The 16,300-nt window shown below is 55.9% G+C and carries 19 protein-coding genes; 12 read left to right on the top strand and 7 right to left on the bottom strand.

The genetic code is table 11. From position 1 onward, the window contains the following. Positions 1–18 precede the first annotated feature (18 nt). The 3 genes from P1U45_RS05165 to P1U45_RS05175 form a co-directional block, all read right to left on the bottom strand. Complete coding sequence (locus P1U45_RS05165) at positions 19–1,827, bottom strand: CocE/NonD family hydrolase (RefSeq protein WP_301057883.1); 1,809 nt, start codon at positions 1,825–1,827, stop codon at positions 19–21. A gap of 67 nt (positions 1,828–1,894) precedes the next feature. Next, on the bottom strand, positions 1,895–3,082 hold the full coding sequence (gene rlmN, locus P1U45_RS05170) for a 23S rRNA (adenine(2503)-C(2))-methyltransferase RlmN (protein WP_293616621.1): 1,188 nt from the start codon (positions 3,080–3,082) through the stop codon (positions 1,895–1,897). A gap of 83 nt (positions 3,083–3,165) precedes the next feature. Then, a complete protein-coding gene (locus P1U45_RS05175; protein ID WP_293616622.1) occupies positions 3,166–3,654 on the bottom strand; it encodes a hypothetical protein in 489 nt (162 codons plus the stop codon). Positions 3,655–3,813: 159 nt separating this feature from the next. Here P1U45_RS05175 and P1U45_RS05180 point away from each other — a divergent pair, with 159 nt between their 5' ends. From P1U45_RS05180 to P1U45_RS05190, 3 genes are all read left to right on the top strand, one after another. After that, positions 3,814–4,401: a sigma-70 family RNA polymerase sigma factor gene (locus tag P1U45_RS05180; RefSeq protein WP_301057886.1), complete on the top strand. Its 588-nt coding sequence runs from the start codon at positions 3,814–3,816 to the stop codon at positions 4,399–4,401. A gap of 75 nt (positions 4,402–4,476) precedes the next feature. Then, complete coding sequence (locus P1U45_RS05185; RefSeq protein WP_301057888.1) at positions 4,477–5,139, top strand: cupin domain-containing protein; 663 nt, start codon at positions 4,477–4,479, stop codon at positions 5,137–5,139. A gap of 35 nt (positions 5,140–5,174) precedes the next feature. Continuing rightward, positions 5,175–5,564 (top strand): VOC family protein, encoded by a 390-nt coding sequence (locus P1U45_RS05190; protein ID WP_301057890.1) that lies wholly within the window; start codon positions 5,175–5,177, stop codon positions 5,562–5,564. 3 nt (positions 5,565–5,567) lie between these two features. Here the strand turns inward: P1U45_RS05190 and P1U45_RS05195 are convergent, their stop codons facing one another. Next, a complete protein-coding gene (locus P1U45_RS05195; protein ID WP_293609009.1) occupies positions 5,568–6,089 on the bottom strand; it encodes an RNA methyltransferase in 522 nt (173 codons plus the stop codon). A 2-nt stretch (positions 6,090–6,091) separates the two neighbouring features. Beyond that, the gene (locus P1U45_RS05200; protein ID WP_301057892.1) at positions 6,092–6,961 is read right to left on the bottom strand and encodes an isoaspartyl peptidase/L-asparaginase family protein; all 870 of its coding nucleotides are present in this window, start codon (positions 6,959–6,961) and stop codon (positions 6,092–6,094) included. 113 nt (positions 6,962–7,074) lie between these two features. Between P1U45_RS05200 and P1U45_RS05205 the strand changes: the two genes are divergently transcribed. From P1U45_RS05205 to P1U45_RS05215, 3 genes are all read left to right on the top strand, one after another. After that, on the top strand, positions 7,075–8,067 hold the full coding sequence (locus tag P1U45_RS05205) for an NADPH:quinone oxidoreductase family protein (protein ID WP_301057894.1): 993 nt from the start codon (positions 7,075–7,077) through the stop codon (positions 8,065–8,067). A gap of 88 nt (positions 8,068–8,155) precedes the next feature. Then, a complete protein-coding gene (locus P1U45_RS05210; protein ID WP_301057895.1) occupies positions 8,156–9,004 on the top strand; it encodes an SDR family NAD(P)-dependent oxidoreductase in 849 nt (282 codons plus the stop codon). Positions 9,005–9,062: 58 nt separating this feature from the next. Beyond that, positions 9,063–9,713 carry a YceI family protein gene (locus P1U45_RS05215; RefSeq protein ID WP_301057897.1) on the top strand — a complete coding sequence of 217 codons (651 nt, stop codon included), beginning with the start codon at positions 9,063–9,065 and terminating at the stop codon, positions 9,711–9,713. 9 nt (positions 9,714–9,722) lie between these two features. Here P1U45_RS05215 and P1U45_RS05220 read toward each other — a convergent pair whose 3' ends face one another. Together P1U45_RS05220 and P1U45_RS05225 are read right to left on the bottom strand one after the other, a co-directional pair. Continuing rightward, complete coding sequence (locus P1U45_RS05220; RefSeq protein ID WP_301057899.1) at positions 9,723–10,334, bottom strand: hypothetical protein; 612 nt, start codon at positions 10,332–10,334, stop codon at positions 9,723–9,725. Between the two features lie 77 nt (positions 10,335–10,411). Beyond that, positions 10,412–11,044: a hypothetical protein gene (locus P1U45_RS05225; protein WP_301057902.1), complete on the bottom strand. Its 633-nt coding sequence runs from the start codon at positions 11,042–11,044 to the stop codon at positions 10,412–10,414. 238 nt (positions 11,045–11,282) lie between these two features. Here P1U45_RS05225 and ffh point away from each other — a divergent pair, with 238 nt between their 5' ends. The 6 genes from ffh (at position 11,283) to P1U45_RS05255 (ending at position 16,287) form a co-directional block, all read left to right on the top strand. Then, positions 11,283–12,794 (top strand): signal recognition particle protein, encoded by a 1,512-nt coding sequence (gene ffh / locus P1U45_RS05230; protein ID WP_301057904.1) that lies wholly within the window; start codon positions 11,283–11,285, stop codon positions 12,792–12,794. Continuing rightward, on the top strand, positions 12,794–13,381 hold the full coding sequence (locus P1U45_RS05235; protein ID WP_301057905.1) for a hypothetical protein: 588 nt from the start codon (positions 12,794–12,796) through the stop codon (positions 13,379–13,381). The genes ffh and P1U45_RS05235 overlap by 1 nt, the downstream gene beginning before the upstream one ends. Next, entirely contained in the window at positions 13,378–13,674 is a 297-nt protein-coding gene (locus P1U45_RS05240; protein WP_293616633.1) for a chorismate mutase, read from the top strand. The genes P1U45_RS05235 and P1U45_RS05240 overlap by 4 nt, the downstream gene beginning before the upstream one ends. 74 nt (positions 13,675–13,748) lie before the next feature. Next, positions 13,749–14,168 carry a 30S ribosomal protein S16 gene (rpsP, locus tag P1U45_RS16650; protein WP_366144966.1) on the top strand — a complete coding sequence of 140 codons (420 nt, stop codon included), beginning with the start codon at positions 13,749–13,751 and terminating at the stop codon, positions 14,166–14,168. Positions 14,169–14,302: 134 nt separating this feature from the next. Continuing rightward, on the top strand, positions 14,303–15,469 hold the full coding sequence (locus P1U45_RS05250; RefSeq protein WP_301057907.1) for a beta/gamma crystallin-related protein: 1,167 nt from the start codon (positions 14,303–14,305) through the stop codon (positions 15,467–15,469). A gap of 98 nt (positions 15,470–15,567) precedes the next feature. Beyond that, entirely contained in the window at positions 15,568–16,287 is a 720-nt protein-coding gene (locus P1U45_RS05255; RefSeq protein WP_301057908.1) for a beta/gamma crystallin-related protein, read from the top strand. Positions 16,288–16,300: the final 13 nt, after the last annotated feature.

Consider the following 16,300-nt stretch of genomic DNA (forward strand, 5'->3'; position numbering starts at 1 on the left):
TCCGGGGCGTTGGTGCTTCTACTCGTCGACCACAGGAAGGCTTATGTAAGTTTCCGCCCCTTCGCCCACATGGATCGTGTTTTCTGCGACCTGAAACTCAGTCGAGGTGTAGGGGTCGGCAGCCGTATTCAGGTTGCGGGCATAGCTCGGGAAGTTGGAGGATGACACCTCCACCCGTAGAGCGTGGCCGGCTTCGATCCGGCGAGACATCAAAATTGGCGGCAGAGTGACGTTGTAGGTTTCACCCGCTTCCATAAAGACCTCGCTCTCCATGCCATCGCGATAGCGCATGCGCAGAATGGAATCGCCGATATTCATTGCGCGTCCGTCCGGGAACACATCGACGATCTTTACTGTGAAGTCTGTGTCCGATGCATCGGAGGAGACGGACAGGCCGACTTCGATATATCCGAAAAGCGCCATTGGTTCTTCAAGTACTTCAGAGGTGAAGGTAATGACGTCGTCACGGGCTTCCAGTTCGGTCTGGTCGAAGCTGCCATCATGATGGTCGGTGCCTGTGCCGCCAATCTCGCCGCCAAGGCTCGGTACGGGATTTGCCGGATCATAGAGATAGGTGAACGTGTCAGCCGCGCTTGTCTGCGCCGCAAGCGTTCCGCCTGCGCCAAGATTAAAGCGCTCACCGCCCCACTGGATCGCCTCGTCCGAGGTGAGCCAGCCGCCATCGCCGAGATAGGCCGTATAGGCGGTCTGCATCGGCTCTGTTTCGACGTCCGGCATCATCCAGCGGTTAAACCAGCCAAGTACTTCGGCGTCATAGTCATAGCGCATGGCGCCAAGTTCCAGATCGCCGATCTTCGCGTCCTCTTCGATACGGCCATGGCCGCAATGGCTGCCCTGGGTAATGCGCATGGCCTGATTGTTGCGCCCTTCGGCAAGGTTGGCCTGGCGGTTCCAGTCGAAATACGCCACCGTAGAGCGGGCCGAAATATCGAACATGGCTTCGGTCCACAGCGTCGGTACGGCGATCATCTCGCCTTCGCTGACGCGGTTGACACCCCAGCTGTCATCTATCAGGCCTGCTTCCAGATAGCTGCGCAGTTCATTCTGTGGTCCGCCCATATTGGCCGCGATGTCCACCATAGGCAGGTCCATTCGGTGGGCGTCGAACTCGGCTTTATCGCGGGCCCAGTTCAGGTTTGAGAGTTCAAACGCATCGGTGAGTGCCTGACGTTCTTCGTCAGACAGGCCTTCAGGCAGTTGCGGCCAGTTCTGTACTGTCGAGGCGAGGAAATAATCCATCCAGCCCTGCTGCCAGACGCCGCCGCGCCAGAAATTACCCTGCTCGCGGAAGGGGCCTGCCTCAGCCACGCCAACGCCAGTCGATTGGGCCACCATTGCACGTAGCGCCGGATGGCCCGCCACACCCATTTGCAGTTGGATCTCAGCAGAAGACGAGCAACCGAGTGTGCCGATATCGCCGTTCGACCAGTCCTGCGCCACGATCCAGTCCATCAGGTCAGTGCCGTCCTCAACTGAATGGCTGAGCATCACATAGGTGCCGTCAGAGAAATAGCGGCCGCGCTCATGGCTTTCCACTATGGCATACCCGCTTTCCAGAAGCTGCTGGTGCAGGCTGGTGCGCGAGGTCATTTCGCTGTCGTATGGCGTGCGAACAAGAATGGTTGGCGCAGGGCCTGAGCCTTGTGCGGGCAGATAGACATCCGCGTTCAGGCGCGCGCCATCACGCATGGTGATCTGCACGCTGGTTTCGACGCTTGTGCCTTCGGGCAGCTCAAACTGGGCATGCGCGCCAAGTGCAGAAAGCGTGAGTGCGGAAAAGCCGAGTAGCACGTGCCTGAAAGTCATGTCTGTCCCCTGAAAAAGTCAGGCGACCAGACACGAAATTGCTCACAATGGGAAGCTAGGAACGTGCTTATTCCGCTGCGGTGCCTTCAGCTGCAGCTTTCGCGGCCAGTTCAGCCTTGCGACGGTCTGAGGCTTTCTGCTTGACGCTTTCAGAGCGCAGCTGACCGCAGGCGGCAAGAATATCGCGGCCGCGCGGTGTGCGGATCGGCGATGAATAGCCTGCACGGTTCAGAACTTCGGCAAAGTTCTCAATCGTCTCCCAGTCAGAGCACTCATACTGAGAGCCCGGCCATGGGTTGAACGGAATGAGGTTGATTTTCGCCGGTGTGCCACGAAGCAGGCGCAGCAGGTCTTTCGCCTCGGCGACGGAATCGTTCACGCCCTTGAGCATGACGTATTCGAATGTCACCTTTTTGGAGTTGCCGAGGTCCGGATATTCGCGGATCGCCTCGAACAGCTCTTTCAGCGGGTATTTCTTGTTGATCGGCACCAGCTCGTTGCGCAGATCGTCATTCGTCGCGTGCAGCGAAATGGCGAGCATGGCGTTCGTGCGGCGGCCAAGCTCTGGAATGAGCGGCGCGACACCGGCTGTAGAGACCGTGATGCGGCGGCGACCGAATGAAATGCCTTCATTATGGCTGATCGTGTCGATCGCTTCAGCGACATTATCGAGGTTATAGAGCGGCTCGCCCATGCCCATGAAGACAATGTTGGTCAGCTTGCGGTTTTCGTTCGAGGTCGGCCATTCTTCCAGCGCGTCACGTGCAACCATGACCTGACGGACGATTTCTGCCGCTGTCAGGTTACGAACGAGCTTTTGAGTGCCGGTATGGCAGAAAGAACAATTCAGCGTGCAGCCGACCTGAGAGGAAACGCAAAGCGCACCGGCCCGGCCCACATCCGGAATGAAGACGGTTTCGGCCTCTGTGTTCGGGCCATATTCGATGAGCCATTTGCGCGTGCCATCAACAGAAACCAGCGCCTCTGTGATTTCAGGGCGTTTCAGCTCGAACCAGTCTTCGAACTCTGCGCGCTGCGCTTTGGCGATATCGGTCATGCCGGAGAAATCGCGGACACCGTAATGATACACCCAGCGCCAGAGTTGGCGCGCGCGCATATTGACCTTTTTCGGCTCAATGCCGCGGTCTTCAAGCGTCTTTTTAAGCGCGTCAAAACCAATCCCTGCGAGGTTTTCTTTAACGCAGGAAGCACGGTCGGCGTTTGCCGCGTGTGAAATGTCGAGGCTCTGGGTCAATGTATCAATCTCCGGAAGACCGGCCTGATATCATAAAAGGCCGCACCGGCCAAATCCCGAGTTCACAGATCAGCTATGAGTGATCAGCTACACAGAGACCGGGCACGGTCGATTGCGCCGGATGAACCGGCCAGAGAGAAATGGTAGGCCACTTCGGTGTCGCGTTCGGATACGGCTTCAAGACGAAGCTCGGAGCCGCGTTTGATCGCGTCCTCAATGGCGCGTTCGTCTGAATTGTTCGCGAAGATCTCGTTGCGGGCCGTGTACATCATCCATGACCGACCGCCGACTTCCGCCGTCGCGGGCAAATCTTCGCGGAAATTGAAGTTCGCACGCAGGCTGGCCTGAGGCAGCTGAGAATTTCGGAAATAGGTGACGAAGAAGACCACGTCGCCATGCTCTACATTGCGCGGCGCAAGGTCTTCGGCGCGCGTTGCGGCAAAGCAAACGGACTCGCCGTTTACAATGTCCTGATAGACGGTCCAGTCGCGAAAAGCGCCTACATATTCAAAGGCCTGCGCTGGCAGTATTGTGGATGCGAGCAGGGTGAAAGCTGCGACAAACCGCTTCATTCTGAAATCATTCCCTCTTTAGTCCTTAATGACTAGTGTAAACTTGTGACGTAGTCGTTAATATGATCTGTACGCGACAAGGTTCCAACCTATCTGTGCAGTGACGATCTTTCTGTTAAGGTCGAGTACGCGGTTTAGTAAGTTTCTGGGAGGTATGTCTTGCTCGATCCGGTTCCGAACAAGCCAGGATTGGGTAAGAGCGAGCGCGAAGCCTTTGCGCTTGCGTTGCGCGATATTGCCGAGAGCAAATCCAAAGGCGCCTTCCGTCTTCTGTTCGATTATTATGCGCCCCGCCTGAAGAGCTTTCTCATGCGTCTGGGCGCAGATGACATGCAGGCCGAAGAAATCGTGCAAGAGGTGATGGTCACTGTCTGGCGCAAGGCCGAACAGTACGATCCGAAGCAGGCTTCACCGACAACGTGGATTTTCCGCATTGCCCGCAACCGTCACATTGATGCCTTTCGTCGTCAGCGGCACCTGGATGCCCAGCCGGACGAACCGATGCTCTCTCCGGCGGAATTGCCTGAGCCTGAAGAGAGCTATCAACTCCTCGAGATCGAAGAGAATGTTCGCGAGGCGCTGAAGACGCTTCCGGAAGAACAGGTGGAACTTGTCATGGCGTCTTTCTACGAAGGTTTGTCCCATTCGGAGATCGCTGAACGCAAGCAACTGCCATTGGGTACAGTAAAATCACGAATCCGACTCGCCTTTGAGAGACTTCGTTCCACATTGAGTAGGGAACTTTAGAAAAAACAGCTGAACACGGCTGAAAACTACGGGCTTTCCGGCCAGCGTCGGATAAAAGACTTTTGGAGAAGAGACGTGGAAGAAACAGATCTGGGACAGGAATTCTACAGCGCCTATGCCGCTGGAACTCTTGATCCGGCTTTGCGCCTTCTGATCGATACGCGTAAAGCGTTGACAGAAAATCAGGCAATCCAGCCAGAGCTGGAAGATGTGATTGCAGGCGAATTTCTTGAACGCGAAGCACCGGCGCCAATGTCGTTTCAGGCGGTGGACCGTGCGCTCGCGAAAATCGACGAGCTAGGCCTCAGCAATGAGACATCACGTCAGGCGGCGCGCTCTGCTGCGACGATGATCAATGAGCTCGTGAGCCTTCCAGATCCGCTTCAGGATATTGTTCTGGAAACGTCAGTACACTCCGGCTGGAAGTTCGGTGGACCGGGTATCCGCGTCATGCCGCTTGAAGTTAGCCCTGATGTAACAACAGAGCTGATCCGCTTCGAGCCGGGTCATGGCGCACCAAAGCACACACACTCCGGCTTTGAGTATACGCTGGTCGTGTCTGGTGGCTTCAGCGATGAGGCGGGATCTTATGGCCCTGGCGATCTGGCTGTGTCCGGCGAAGGCCGCGAGCACCGTCCTGTCGCGGACGAGGATGGCGTATGTATCGCGCTCATCGTGCGAGATGGTGGCCTGAAATTCTCCGGCTTTATGGGTGTGATTCAGAAAATCTTCGGTTAGAACCGGGCAGTAAGTTTTTACTGCCGGGGTCTGACATGCACGTTTCCACTTATCTGATGTTCACCGGCGACGCGGAAGCGGCGCTGAATTTTTATCGTCAGGTTTTTCCTGACATGGAAGTTTCAGAGGTGAATCGGTATCCCGAAGAATCCGGTGAGTTGGCAGGTAAGCTGCTGCCAACGCGCATCGTGATCGGTGATCATAATATCATGCTCACCGACAGCCCGAACGTGCACCAGTTCTCGTTCACGCCGTCCATGTCGATCTTCATCAACTTCGAAACCGAAGAAGAGCTTGTCGCCGTGCATGACCGCCTGTGCGCGGAAGGTGAACCGCTCATGCCGCTGGATGACTATGATTTCAGCCGGATGTTTGCTTGGATTCAGGACAAGTTTGGCGTGAGCTGGCAGCTAAACCTGCCCTGAGGCTTAAACGCGGCGTCCGCGCTGGAGCGCATCAAGCTCGCGCTTGGACATTGGCCCGCCCGGTTTGATCGGGCGTTCGGCATGGCGCCCCATGGAAATCATGCGGTCATACATGACCAGCGCCGCGGCGACGGACACGTTCACGCAGAATTTGGTCGGGATTTTTACCGTGAAGGCGCACTTCTCGATCATTTCAGGGGTCAGGCTGCCACGTTCGCGGCCCAGAACATATGCGGCCGCCGTCGGGTGGCGAAAGCTTGGCAGATCAACGGCATCGTCAGTGAGCTCGACACCAACTAGCGTGCAGCCACGTGGCAGGGCCATATCGTCGATTGTGTCCCACTGATAATACGGGACGTGCTCGAAGCTTTTCGACGTGTCCGCTTTATAGACGGTACGGATTTTATCTGCGGCGTTGACCGAAAACGCGAAATTAGCACCAAAGGCATGTGCTGTGCGCATGATCGCGCCAAGATTCATGGGCTTGGAAATACCTTCCGCCCCGATTGCAAAATAGCCACGCACGATCAGAATACCTTTACGTCAAACTCGTCACGCCAGGTCGCAAATCCGCGCTTCATAATACTTGTGTTGAAGGGCATCGCGACACGACCGAGCCGATCAATCGCAATCAGGCCGCCTTGTCCACCCAGAAGTGAGATTTCTTCCAGTACGCAGGCCGTCGCATTTTCCAGATCAGACCGCGTATAGCGGATGCGGGCAGACACATCCGAGGCTGCGTTGACGCGCATGAAGTATTCGCCCTGACCGGTACAGGATACTGCAACGCGCTCGTCGGCCCATGTGCCGGATCCGATCTGTGCTGAATCGCTGATACGTCCCGGCGGCTTGTTGGTCAGACCGCCTGTCGAGGTGGCCGAAGCAAGACGGCCTTCTGAGTCCAGTGCAACTGCGCCAACCGTACCATGCGTGCCGTCATCATAGGATGCATCGCTGATAATCGGGCGATAATAGCCGTGCGGATTGCCAATGGTTTTCAGGTCGCGCTTCTTCAGGAATTTTTCCGCGCCTTTGCCTGAAAGCAGGATGTGGTGGGAGTGTTTCATCACAGCGCGTGCGCAATCGACCGGGTTTTTATATCCCTGAATGGCCGCTACGGCGCCTGCGCGACGGTTCGAGCCATCCATAATGGCAGCGTCTTGTTCCCATTTGCCTTTAGTGTTCGGGCTGGAGCCGCGACCGGCAATGTGAAGCCCTGAATCTTCCAGCTCGTGCACGGCTTCCTGCACAACATCCAGTGCGCTTGCGCCTTTGCGAAGATCGCGCCTTGCGGCTTCGAGAATCTTCTTCATCGACGAAGACACATCAGAGTAGTCGTCTTTATAGCTGGGGCCGGAGCCTCCGTGGATTGCAATGGCCCAGACCGGGTCAGACATAATAGACTCTATTACAATTATGCATCTTGCGACGACTTCACAGATGAAAGGCAGTCAGCTACCGTCCGCGCCATAAGAAATACAACATTTTTGTGTCATGCGGAGAATAAAAAATGAAGGCTGTGGTTTCTACACAACCCGGTGGACCTGAAACACTTGAAATCGTTGATCTGGACTCTCCGGAGCCGGGTCCAAAACAGGTTGTACTTGAAGTCAAAGCCATAGGCGTGAACTTCCCTGACTCTCTGATCATCGAAGACCGCTATCAGTTCAAACCGGAACGTCCTTTTTCTCCGGGCGGCGAAGTCTCGGGCATTGTGACGAAGGTCGGCGCAGAGGTGACGTCCCTTAAAGAAGGTCAGCGCGTGATCGGGTCATGCGGTTGGGGCGGCTTCCGTGAAGAGCTGGAAATCGACGCAAACCGTTGCATTCCAATTCCTGACGAAATGCCATTTGATGAAGCGTCTGCTTTCATTCTTACCTACGGTACATCCTATTATGGCCTGAAGCGCCGCGGCGATCCAAAGCCGGGCGAAACGCTGTTCATTCTCGGCGCGGCCGGCGGTGTCGGTGTTGCGGCGATCGAGCTCGGCAAAGCCATGGGCCTTAAAGTCATTGCGGCTTGTTCAACGCAGGAAAAGGTCGATTTCTGCCTCTCCAAAGGTGCTGATGTCGGACTGGTTTACCCAACTGGCGAGCTGGACCGCGGTCAGCAGAAAGAACTTTCCAACCAGATCAAGGAAATTTCCGGCGGCGGCGTGGATATCGTCTATGACGCGGTTGGCGGCGACTATGCAGAACCAACGCTTCGCGCGCTGAACTGGGAAGGTCGCTACCTTGTTATCGGGTTCCCGGCAGGTATCCCGAAGATTCCACTGAACCTCACACTTCTGAAATCCTGCGATATTCGCGGCGTATTCTGGGGTGCATGGGTGCGTCAGTTCCCTGATCAGTATGAGACCGATGTGAAAGAGCTGTTCGACTTCTACAAGGAAGGCAAGATCAAGCCGCACGTCTCAAAAACCTTCCCGCTTGATCAGGCGGGTGATGCGATCAAGCATCTGTCAGATCGTAAGGCGACAGGTAAAGTCGTTGTTCTGACCTAGCAAACTTCAAGCCCGGTGATACGCTCACCGGGCTTTTTACATCCGGACCGGTCCGCAAAAGATGACCGGCCATCTAAGGGAGAGAAACATGACCCTAAGTCTTGAGGGCAAAGTCGCCGTTGTGACCGGCGGCGCGAGTGGTATTGGCCTTGGCACTGTCGAATGTCTGATTGAGTATGGCGCGAAAGTCGTTGCAGGTGATCTGCAGGACGAAAAAGGCGCGTCACTCATTGCCCGTTTTGGCGAAGACAAGGTTGCCTACCGCCATTGCGATGTAACCGATGCAGACCAGCTAAAAGCGCTTATTCAGGCGGCTGAAGACGAGTTTGGCGGGCTCGATATCCTCTTCAACAATGCCGGTATAGGCGGGCCGCGCGAGGGCATTGAAGAGCTCGATTTCGACGACTACGACAAGATCATGAACCTGCTTTTGAAGTCGGTCTTTATGGGCACGCAATATGCGATCCCGCTTATGAAGAAACGCGGTGGCGGCTCTATCATCAACACATCCTCGGTCTCTGCGATTTCCGCAGGTTATGCGCCGCTGACCTATTCGGTCGCGAAGGCGGGCGTTGCGCATTTCTCTAAAATGGCGGCTGCCGAACTCGGGAAATACAAAATCCGTGTGAATGCAATCCGTCCGGGCCTGATTGCGACGTCTATTTTCGGCGCAACACTGGGCCTTCCGCGTGAGCAGGCTGACCAGCTGGCGGCGCTGATTTCGCAAACCGCGGCAGGCATTCAACCTGCGGGTCGGGCAGGTCAGGCGCGTGATATTGCGGAAATGGTGGCCTTCCTCGCCTCCGATGCCTCTGGCTTCATTACCGGTGAAAGCATCACGGTGGATGGTGGCATCACCGTGGGGCCACCGCATTCCTGGAAAGAGGATGCGCCGGGCCCGATGGACGCCATTATGAACATCACTGAAGGCGCTTAGGGGCCGACTAGTCCAATGTCGGATCGAACTATGTTATATAAGAGATAGGGAGATCGGCATGTGGCATTGGAAACAGGTTCGATATTTTGCTCTTGGCGGTGCAGCGCTGGTTTCGGCCTGCGCGTCACTGCCAGATTTTCCCGAACTGTCATCACTGGCGCTGTCGGAGGTTCGCAACGGCCCTGAAGCGCTTCGCCCTGGCTCTTATGAGCTCGATCCGCAGCATGCGCATCTCTATTTTGCGATCAACCATATGGGGCTTTCACTTCTGTATGGCCGCTTTGATACGTTTGATGCGAATTTCTCGGTTGATGATAGCCTGACCGGAGCATCCGACTTCGAGATGGTGATTGATGTGAACTCGCTGTTCGTGTCGACCGAAGCCTTTTCAGAGACGCTGCGCGGTGATGGCTGGTTCAACGCGGAAGAGCACCCGCAAGCTGTGTTCAGGGCGCGTGAAATTACCCGCGTGGACGAACGAACGGGTGTTTTGTCAGGCGATCTGACACTGAACGGGCAAACGCAGCCTGTAGAGATCAGGCTGATCTTTAATGGCGGTGCTTTCGTTGCGCTCACGGGCAAATATACCGTCGGCTTTAATGCAGAAGGTAGCTTCAACCGGAGTGATTTCGGGCTTGGCCAATATGCAGGCCTTGTGGGCGATGAAGTCCAGCTGAGGTTCTCCGGCGAGTTCCATCAGATGGAGTAATCGCGTGGTCTATGGCTGCGCGGCATAGAACGCCGCGATTGCATCTTCTGTCACGGCTGTCGCATGCGGGGTGGCAGGCCGCGTTGTGGCCCGCAATTTCGTGAAATAGCTGCCATCTGATGTGAGAACCGCATAGGTCATCGCCCTGACCTCCGGCGCGCTCATCACAATGCAATTCAGTTCGTCTGTGTTCTGGGCGCCGGTGGCCTCGTTGACCATGGCTGAACAGGCATCACTTTCCGCCTCAAGCGGCGTCACAGGCTGGGAGCCGGAAATGGCGCGCACCACGTTTAGCAGCTCGACCTGCTGATCGGTGCCATTCGTTTCATAGAAATATGTGGTGATGTGCGCACCAGCATCTGCGGCGCGATAGGTGCAAATCCCGTCAATTCGCATGCTGCCATCTTCCTGAAATGAAGGAAGTGTAGACATGTCGGTTCGGGTGAACGCGCCAATCAGCATGGGGCAGACGCCATTATTTTCGCTGAAACGAATGTCGCCGCCTTCCAGAAAGGCCCAGCTGGCGGTGGTGCGATTATCAGAGGAGCCGGTCGTCGCTGACGTCTGGCAGCCCGCTATCAGTAAAGCGGCTGAAAGCATTGAAACGGCTTTGAAATTCATGACAGGGCTCCCTCATCCGGCCGGTTATGAATAGGCCAGAAAAGGGGCTGTCTGAAAAGTCCGTTGGACGAAGGTGTTTATACCGCCGGACCAGCAAATTGTGCCGCGTGGAAGTGCGATGACGCATCGACCATGTGCGCAATTTCGCTCTGATCGCCATTCGGGGCAGCGCTCACCGTCGAGATGAAGTAGTCGCCAGCACGTTGCAGGCTGATTACCCAGACGGAGCTATCATCTGCTTCCAGAACGAGGCAGCGCAGATCATCCTCAACCTGATAGTCGCGGAAGCTCGCCGTAAGCGATGCGATGGACGAGCCGCCCGTTGCCACGGATGCCATATTGGCTTCACAGCCGACGCTATAGGTCATGCTGGCGATAGCGCCATTGTCTTCGAAATGGGCAAGCGTGCGTACCAGCTCTTCTTCGGTGTCATGTGGACCGGCTGCGTAGAACTGTACGGTAAAATCAGTGGCCTTAGTGCCAGCTTCATAGGCGCAAAAGCCGCCTTCGCTGTAAGCGGCAGTTTCGACGCGGGTGAAGTCGTCAACTGATGTCGGGCAGACAACGCCGGACATTTCCTCAATCATGCTGCCATCATCGCGGGTCAGCCATGTGTCAGCGTATGCGCCAGCCGACTGGGCGCTCGCTAGGGGTGCGAGGCAGGCGATAGATACGGCGGCGAGTGCGGATGTAGCGAGTGACTTGGTCATGAGTATTCCCTTCACCGGTTGTTAACTTCCGGTAGCAGGGTTGGTTCCTGAGCCTGGCCACAGAATTTTTGACTCAGATGTGATTTTACACTAAAGCCAGCGGAAATTATTGGTTTTCGCGCATTCCCGATCTTGCGGGCGTGCACCCCGCCCAGCGAAGTCTCGCCCGGCGGGGCTTTTTGCTTTAAGTGCTGCACCCATATGTGAGGGATCACGGGAACAGCTAAGAGGAAGTCGCATGTTTGATGCTTTGACAGATCGATTGACGGGTGTGTTTGACGGCCTGACGGGTCGCGGTGCGCTGTCAGAGAAAGATGTCAGCAATGCAATGCGTGAAATCCGCGTCGCTCTTCTTGAGGCCGACGTCGCGCTGCCAGTTGTAAAAGACTTTATCGCCAAGGTTCGTGAAGAAGCTGTTGGCGAAGCGGTGATCAAATCGGTCACGCCGGGCCAGATGGTCATCAAGATCGTCCACGATGCACTCATTGAGATGCTGGGCGGTGAAGATGAAGACGGCACCGCGGCCAAGCTGAAAATCGACTCTCCGCCAGCTGTTATCATGATGGCCGGTCTGCAGGGTTCCGGTAAGACGACTACAACCGGTAAGCTTGCCAAGCGCCTGAAGGAAAAAGAGCGCAAGAAGGTTCTTCTCGCCTCGCTCGACGTGCGTCGTCCGGCGGCGATGCAGCAGCTCGCTATTCTGGCCGAGCAGGTTGGCGTGTCTTCGCTGCCAATCGTTGAAGGCCAGCTTCCGGTCGATATTACCAAGCGCGCGCTTCAGTCTGCCAAGCTTCAGGGCTTTGATGTTGTCATCCTCGATACCGCGGGTCGCACGACCCTCGACGAGCAGATGATGAACGAGGCGGACGATGTCGCTAAAATCGCCAAGCCTCAGGAAACACTCCTCGTAGCTGACGCGCTGACAGGTCAGGACGCCGTTGAAACAGCCAAGCGCTTCCATGAGCGTCTCCCGCTGACCGGTCTTGTCCTCACACGTATGGATGGTGACGGCCGCGGCGGTGCAGCGCTTTCCATGCGCGCAGTCACTGGCCTGCCAATCAAATTCCTCGGTGTTGGCGAGAAGCTGGATGGCCTTGAAGTCTTCGCCGCCAAGCGCGTTGCAGGCCGCATTCTCGGTCGCGGTGACATTGTTTCGCTCGTTGAAAAAGCCGGCGAGCAGATGGACGCTGAAAAGGCTGAGCGTCTTGCCAGGAAAATGGCGAAAGGTCAGTTCGACCTTGAAGATATGGCTGAACAACTTCGCCAGCTTCAGCGTATGGGCGGTCTTGGCGGTATTGCCGGCATGCTTCCGGGCGCAAAGAAAGCCAAGCAGGCGCTCGCGGGCGCGGATATGGATGACAAGGTCATCAAGCGTCAGGAAGCCATCATTTCTTCCATGACAAAGAAAGAGCGCGCCAAGCCTGCGCTTCTTAATGCGTCTCGCCGCAAGCGTATCGCTGCAGGTGCAGGCGTAGAGGTGTCGGACGTCAACAAAGTGCTGAAAATGCACAAGCAGATGGCCGACATGATGAAGAAAATGGGCAAAGGCGGCATGAAAGGCCTGATGGGCGCCATGGGCGGCATGGGTGTCTCTCAGGCGGACATGGCTAAAATGGCTGCGCGCAATGGCGGTATGGGCGGCGGCATGCCGGGCCTTGGCGGTCCGGGCGCGCCGGGTGGCCTTCCGGGTCTTGGCGGCGGCACACTTCCGGGCGGTCTGCCAGGTCTTCCGGGAGCGAAGAAGAAATAATGTCGCTCGAAGATCTTAAAGCCGCGCACCTTAAAGAGCGCCAGGCTGCCTATGGGCGTCTCCGGGGTGGTTTTCCGATTCCAATGTCCGGAACGGTTTACTGGCTTGTGATTGCGGCCATGTCGCAAATGTTCGCACCAGCGCAGCAGCTCTTTTACAGCTTCGTCGCAAGTGGCGCGATCTTCCCGATGGCGCTTCTGTTTGCGGCGCTGTTCAAGAACGACTTCATGAAAGACAAGGGCGTTGCGACAAGCGTGCTCGTGCCGGCTTTCATTTCCATGCTCTTGTTCTGGCCTATGGTCGTCGTCGCGGTCGCTGAAGGCAGTGCAGATATCGCGCTTGTTATTCTGGCGATCGGCTTGTCGATCCACTGGCCGGTGATTGGCTGGAGCTATGGCCGCACCCCAATTTTCTGCGCTCACTCCATTATTCGCGCGGTTTTGGTGCTCGTGCTTTATTTCCTCTTCCCTGAGCAGCGCTTCCTTTTCATTCCTTTGGCGGTTGCATTTGTCTATGCAGTGACTGTATTAGCGCTGATCCTGGACTCAGGACGTTTTGCCAAGGCCAAAGCGGAGGGCGCTGAATGACCTCACCAATGGACGAACTTCTGCGCTTGCGCGCCAGCATTGATAACCTCGATGCCGTGCTGCTGCATACGCTGGCTGAACGTTTCAAGCTGACTAAACAGGTCGGCGTTCTGAAGGCAGAAAACGCGCTTCCGCCGTCTGATAAACAGCGTGAAGCCGAACAGATTTACCGCTTGCGCAAGCTGGCCGATGACGCAGGTCTCGACCCGGCTTTTGCCGAGCAGTTCCTCAACTTCATTGTGGCGGAAGTGATCCGTCACCATGAGAAAATCCGGTCAGAGGGTACGGACTAAACCTCTCTATCATTGGGCCTTTCAATGTGACTGGCCTGAAATGAAGCGCCATAAGATACTTAAGGAGATACACCATGGCTCTCAAAATTCGCCTCGCTCGCGGCGGCTCTAAAAAACGCCCGTTCTACCGCGTTGTTATCGCTGACTCCCGTTCACCACGTGACGGCCGTTTCATCGAGAAAATCGGTAACTACGACCCGCGTCTTCCAAAAGATTCCGAGAACCGCGTAAACATCGACGCTGAGAAAGCTGCCGAGTGGATTGCGAAAGGTGCCAAGCCAACTGATCGTGTTGCTCGCTTCCTGAGCCAGATCGAAGTTGACGGTAAGCCGGTTTACACATGGACAGCGTCCAGCAACCCGAACAAGGGTGAGCCAGGCACAAAAGCTAAAGAGCGCGCTCAAGAGAAAGCTGACAAAGCTGCTGCTGCGGCTGAAGCGGCTGCAGAAGCTGAAGCTGCGCCGGCTGAAGAAGAAGCTGCTGCTGAAGAGTAAGCTTTACGCTGCATCTGATATCGAGCCCTCCGCCTATGGCGGGGGGCTTTTTTTATGCGTCCAGCCGTAAAGTTGTCAGGCGTTCAGCTTTGCTCGTATAATTTCATTATATCGAGGTCGAGGGGACGCATAACATGACTGGTTTCAAGACGCTTTTTAAGTCCGCATTGATTGCTGCGGGGCTTATTCTGCCCGCGCAGGCACAGTATGGCTCTGGCGAGCTTCAACTGTTCAGCCTGGATTATTTCGGCGGGCAGACGGCCAGCATAAGGCAGGAAACTGCTCAAATGGGGTTCTCTCAGCTTGGCGATGACACGCGTTCCATTCGTGTGCGCGGTGGTGACTGGATTGCCTGCCGCGATGCCTATTATGCAGGTCCTTGCCTCTATATCAGCCAGGATGTGCAGTCGCTCGGCGAGTTCGGGATGGCGGACACGATTTCCTCCATTATGCCAGCGCCATATGATCTCGCGCTGAAGCACGGCTCTATCTTTGCGCGCAACCCTGCAGGCGGCTTCACCTTCTTCCGCCGCGAGAACAACAACACGGTCATTCCGTTCGAAGCGACGGGTACTGTGGGCAATGGCTCATCCGGTTCGGGCAATTACGGCAGCGGCTATAACAATAATGGGTCCGCCTATAATCAGGGCGGCTCCTACGGCAATAACGATAATTCAGGTTATCCGCCGCCGGATCAGCCACCTTATACTGGCCCACGCAATCCGGCGCTGATCGTCTATGATGAAACGGATTATAACGGGGAGGCGCTCGGGACGAACCGCGACATCTCACGCCTCTGGGATTATGACTTCGACAACCGGATCAGCTCCGTCGAGATCATCCGAGGTGAGTGGGAGTTCTGCGAGGATTCAAATTTCCGTGGCGATTGCGTTATTCTGACGGCGGACGAAACCCGTCTTTATGCGATCCAGCTGGATAATCGCATTTCCTCTATCCGTGAAGTGCCAGTTGGTACGCTTGCCCAGCGCGAGGAAGAGGAACGTTTACGCCGCGAAGAAGAGGCCCGCCTTCTGCGTGAGGCGCTCGCGAGAGCTGATGTGGTTGTGTACCAGCATTCGAATTTTGAAGGCCGTCCATATCCGGTGGAGAGTGATATCTCAGGTCTCGGCAATACGGGCATGAATGATGAAATCAGCTCTATTCAGGTCCGCCGTGGCACCTGGGAGATTTGTTCGGACGGTAATTATCGCGGTCGCTGTGAGACAATTTCTGCAGATATGCCGCGCCTTAACGGCATTCGGATGAATGATAATATCTCGTCCATCCGCCGCATGAACTGACGCGCTTTCTGAACAAAACCTGCAAGACGCAGTTGTCTCTCATTCAGATAGGTTCCGGTAACCTTGTTTCATCGGGACCTTCAAACATGGAGAGACACGTGAAACTGAAAACGATTCTGACGACACTTTTAGCGGGGTCTGCCTGCGCCCTGATGGCTGCAGCGCCTGCGAATGCTGATCGATACGACCAACGCCGTGGTCCGGCGACGGGCGATGTCGTGCTTTTTGAACATTCAAACTTTGAAGGTCAGGCGGTCGAAATTACCGGCGCTGTGCCTTTTCTGGATGAGGCCCGCTTTAACGACCGCACAAGCTCAATCGCGATCCGACGCGGCGCCTGGGAGGTTTGCACAGACGCGAACTTTCGAGGCCGGTGCGAAGTGATCCAGGGCAATGTGGACCGTCTCAACTATCTGCAGCTCAACGACAATATTTCGTCCATCCGTCCGGTGAGTGGCCGTTTCGGCTTCAACCATCGCGGTAATGACGGGCGTTATGGAAATCGTGGTCACGGAAATGACCGCTATGGCGATAACCGTTGGGGCTTTAATGATGGCCCTGCCAGCCGCGCTGACATCGTTCTGTTTGAAGACAGCTATTTTTCCGGTCGCGCACTGGCAGTGAATGGTGACCTGCCTGATTTTGCCGATACAGGCCTTAATGACCGTATTTCATCTATTCAGGTGAACCGCGGTGCATGGGAAATCTGCGTCGACTCTGTTTTCCGCGGCCGTTGTACGGTTGTGACGCGATCTTCTGATGCGCTGAACGATATCCGGATGAACGATAATATCTCATCGATCCGCCGTATTGGCTGATCCGACTGTGATT

This window comes from Ponticaulis sp. (genome assembly GCF_029210165.1).
Classification (GTDB): domain Bacteria; phylum Pseudomonadota; class Alphaproteobacteria; order Caulobacterales; family Hyphomonadaceae; genus Ponticaulis.

Excerpts from the sequence above, each read along its gene's own strand:
- P1U45_RS05175 (WP_293616622.1), bottom strand. The coding sequence starts at position 3,654 with ATGAAGCGGTTTGTCGCAGCTTTCACCCTGCTCGCATCCACAATACTG.
- P1U45_RS05190 (WP_301057890.1), top strand. The coding sequence starts at position 5,175 with ATGCACGTTTCCACTTATCTGATGTTCACCGGCGACGCGGAAGCGGCG.
- P1U45_RS05210 (WP_301057895.1), top strand. The coding sequence starts at position 8,156 with ATGACCCTAAGTCTTGAGGGCAAAGTCGCCGTTGTGACCGGCGGCGCG.
- rpsP (WP_366144966.1), top strand. The coding sequence starts at position 13,749 with ATGGCTCTCAAAATTCGCCTCGCTCGCGGCGGCTCTAAAAAACGCCCG.
- P1U45_RS05165 (WP_301057883.1), bottom strand. The coding sequence starts at position 1,827 with ATGACTTTCAGGCACGTGCTACTCGGCTTTTCCGCACTCACGCTTTCT.
- P1U45_RS05205 (WP_301057894.1), top strand. The coding sequence starts at position 7,075 with ATGAAGGCTGTGGTTTCTACACAACCCGGTGGACCTGAAACACTTGAA.
- P1U45_RS05225 (WP_301057902.1), bottom strand. The coding sequence starts at position 11,044 with ATGACCAAGTCACTCGCTACATCCGCACTCGCCGCCGTATCTATCGCC.
- P1U45_RS05215 (WP_301057897.1), top strand. The coding sequence starts at position 9,063 with ATGTGGCATTGGAAACAGGTTCGATATTTTGCTCTTGGCGGTGCAGCG.
- P1U45_RS05250 (WP_301057907.1), top strand. The coding sequence starts at position 14,303 with ATGACTGGTTTCAAGACGCTTTTTAAGTCCGCATTGATTGCTGCGGGG.
- P1U45_RS05240 (WP_293616633.1), top strand. The coding sequence starts at position 13,378 with ATGACCTCACCAATGGACGAACTTCTGCGCTTGCGCGCCAGCATTGAT.
- ffh (WP_301057904.1), top strand. The coding sequence starts at position 11,283 with ATGTTTGATGCTTTGACAGATCGATTGACGGGTGTGTTTGACGGCCTG.
- P1U45_RS05200 (WP_301057892.1), bottom strand. The coding sequence starts at position 6,961 with ATGTCTGACCCGGTCTGGGCCATTGCAATCCACGGAGGCTCCGGCCCC.
- P1U45_RS05220 (WP_301057899.1), bottom strand. The coding sequence starts at position 10,334 with ATGAATTTCAAAGCCGTTTCAATGCTTTCAGCCGCTTTACTGATAGCG.
- P1U45_RS05235 (WP_301057905.1), top strand. The coding sequence starts at position 12,794 with ATGTCGCTCGAAGATCTTAAAGCCGCGCACCTTAAAGAGCGCCAGGCT.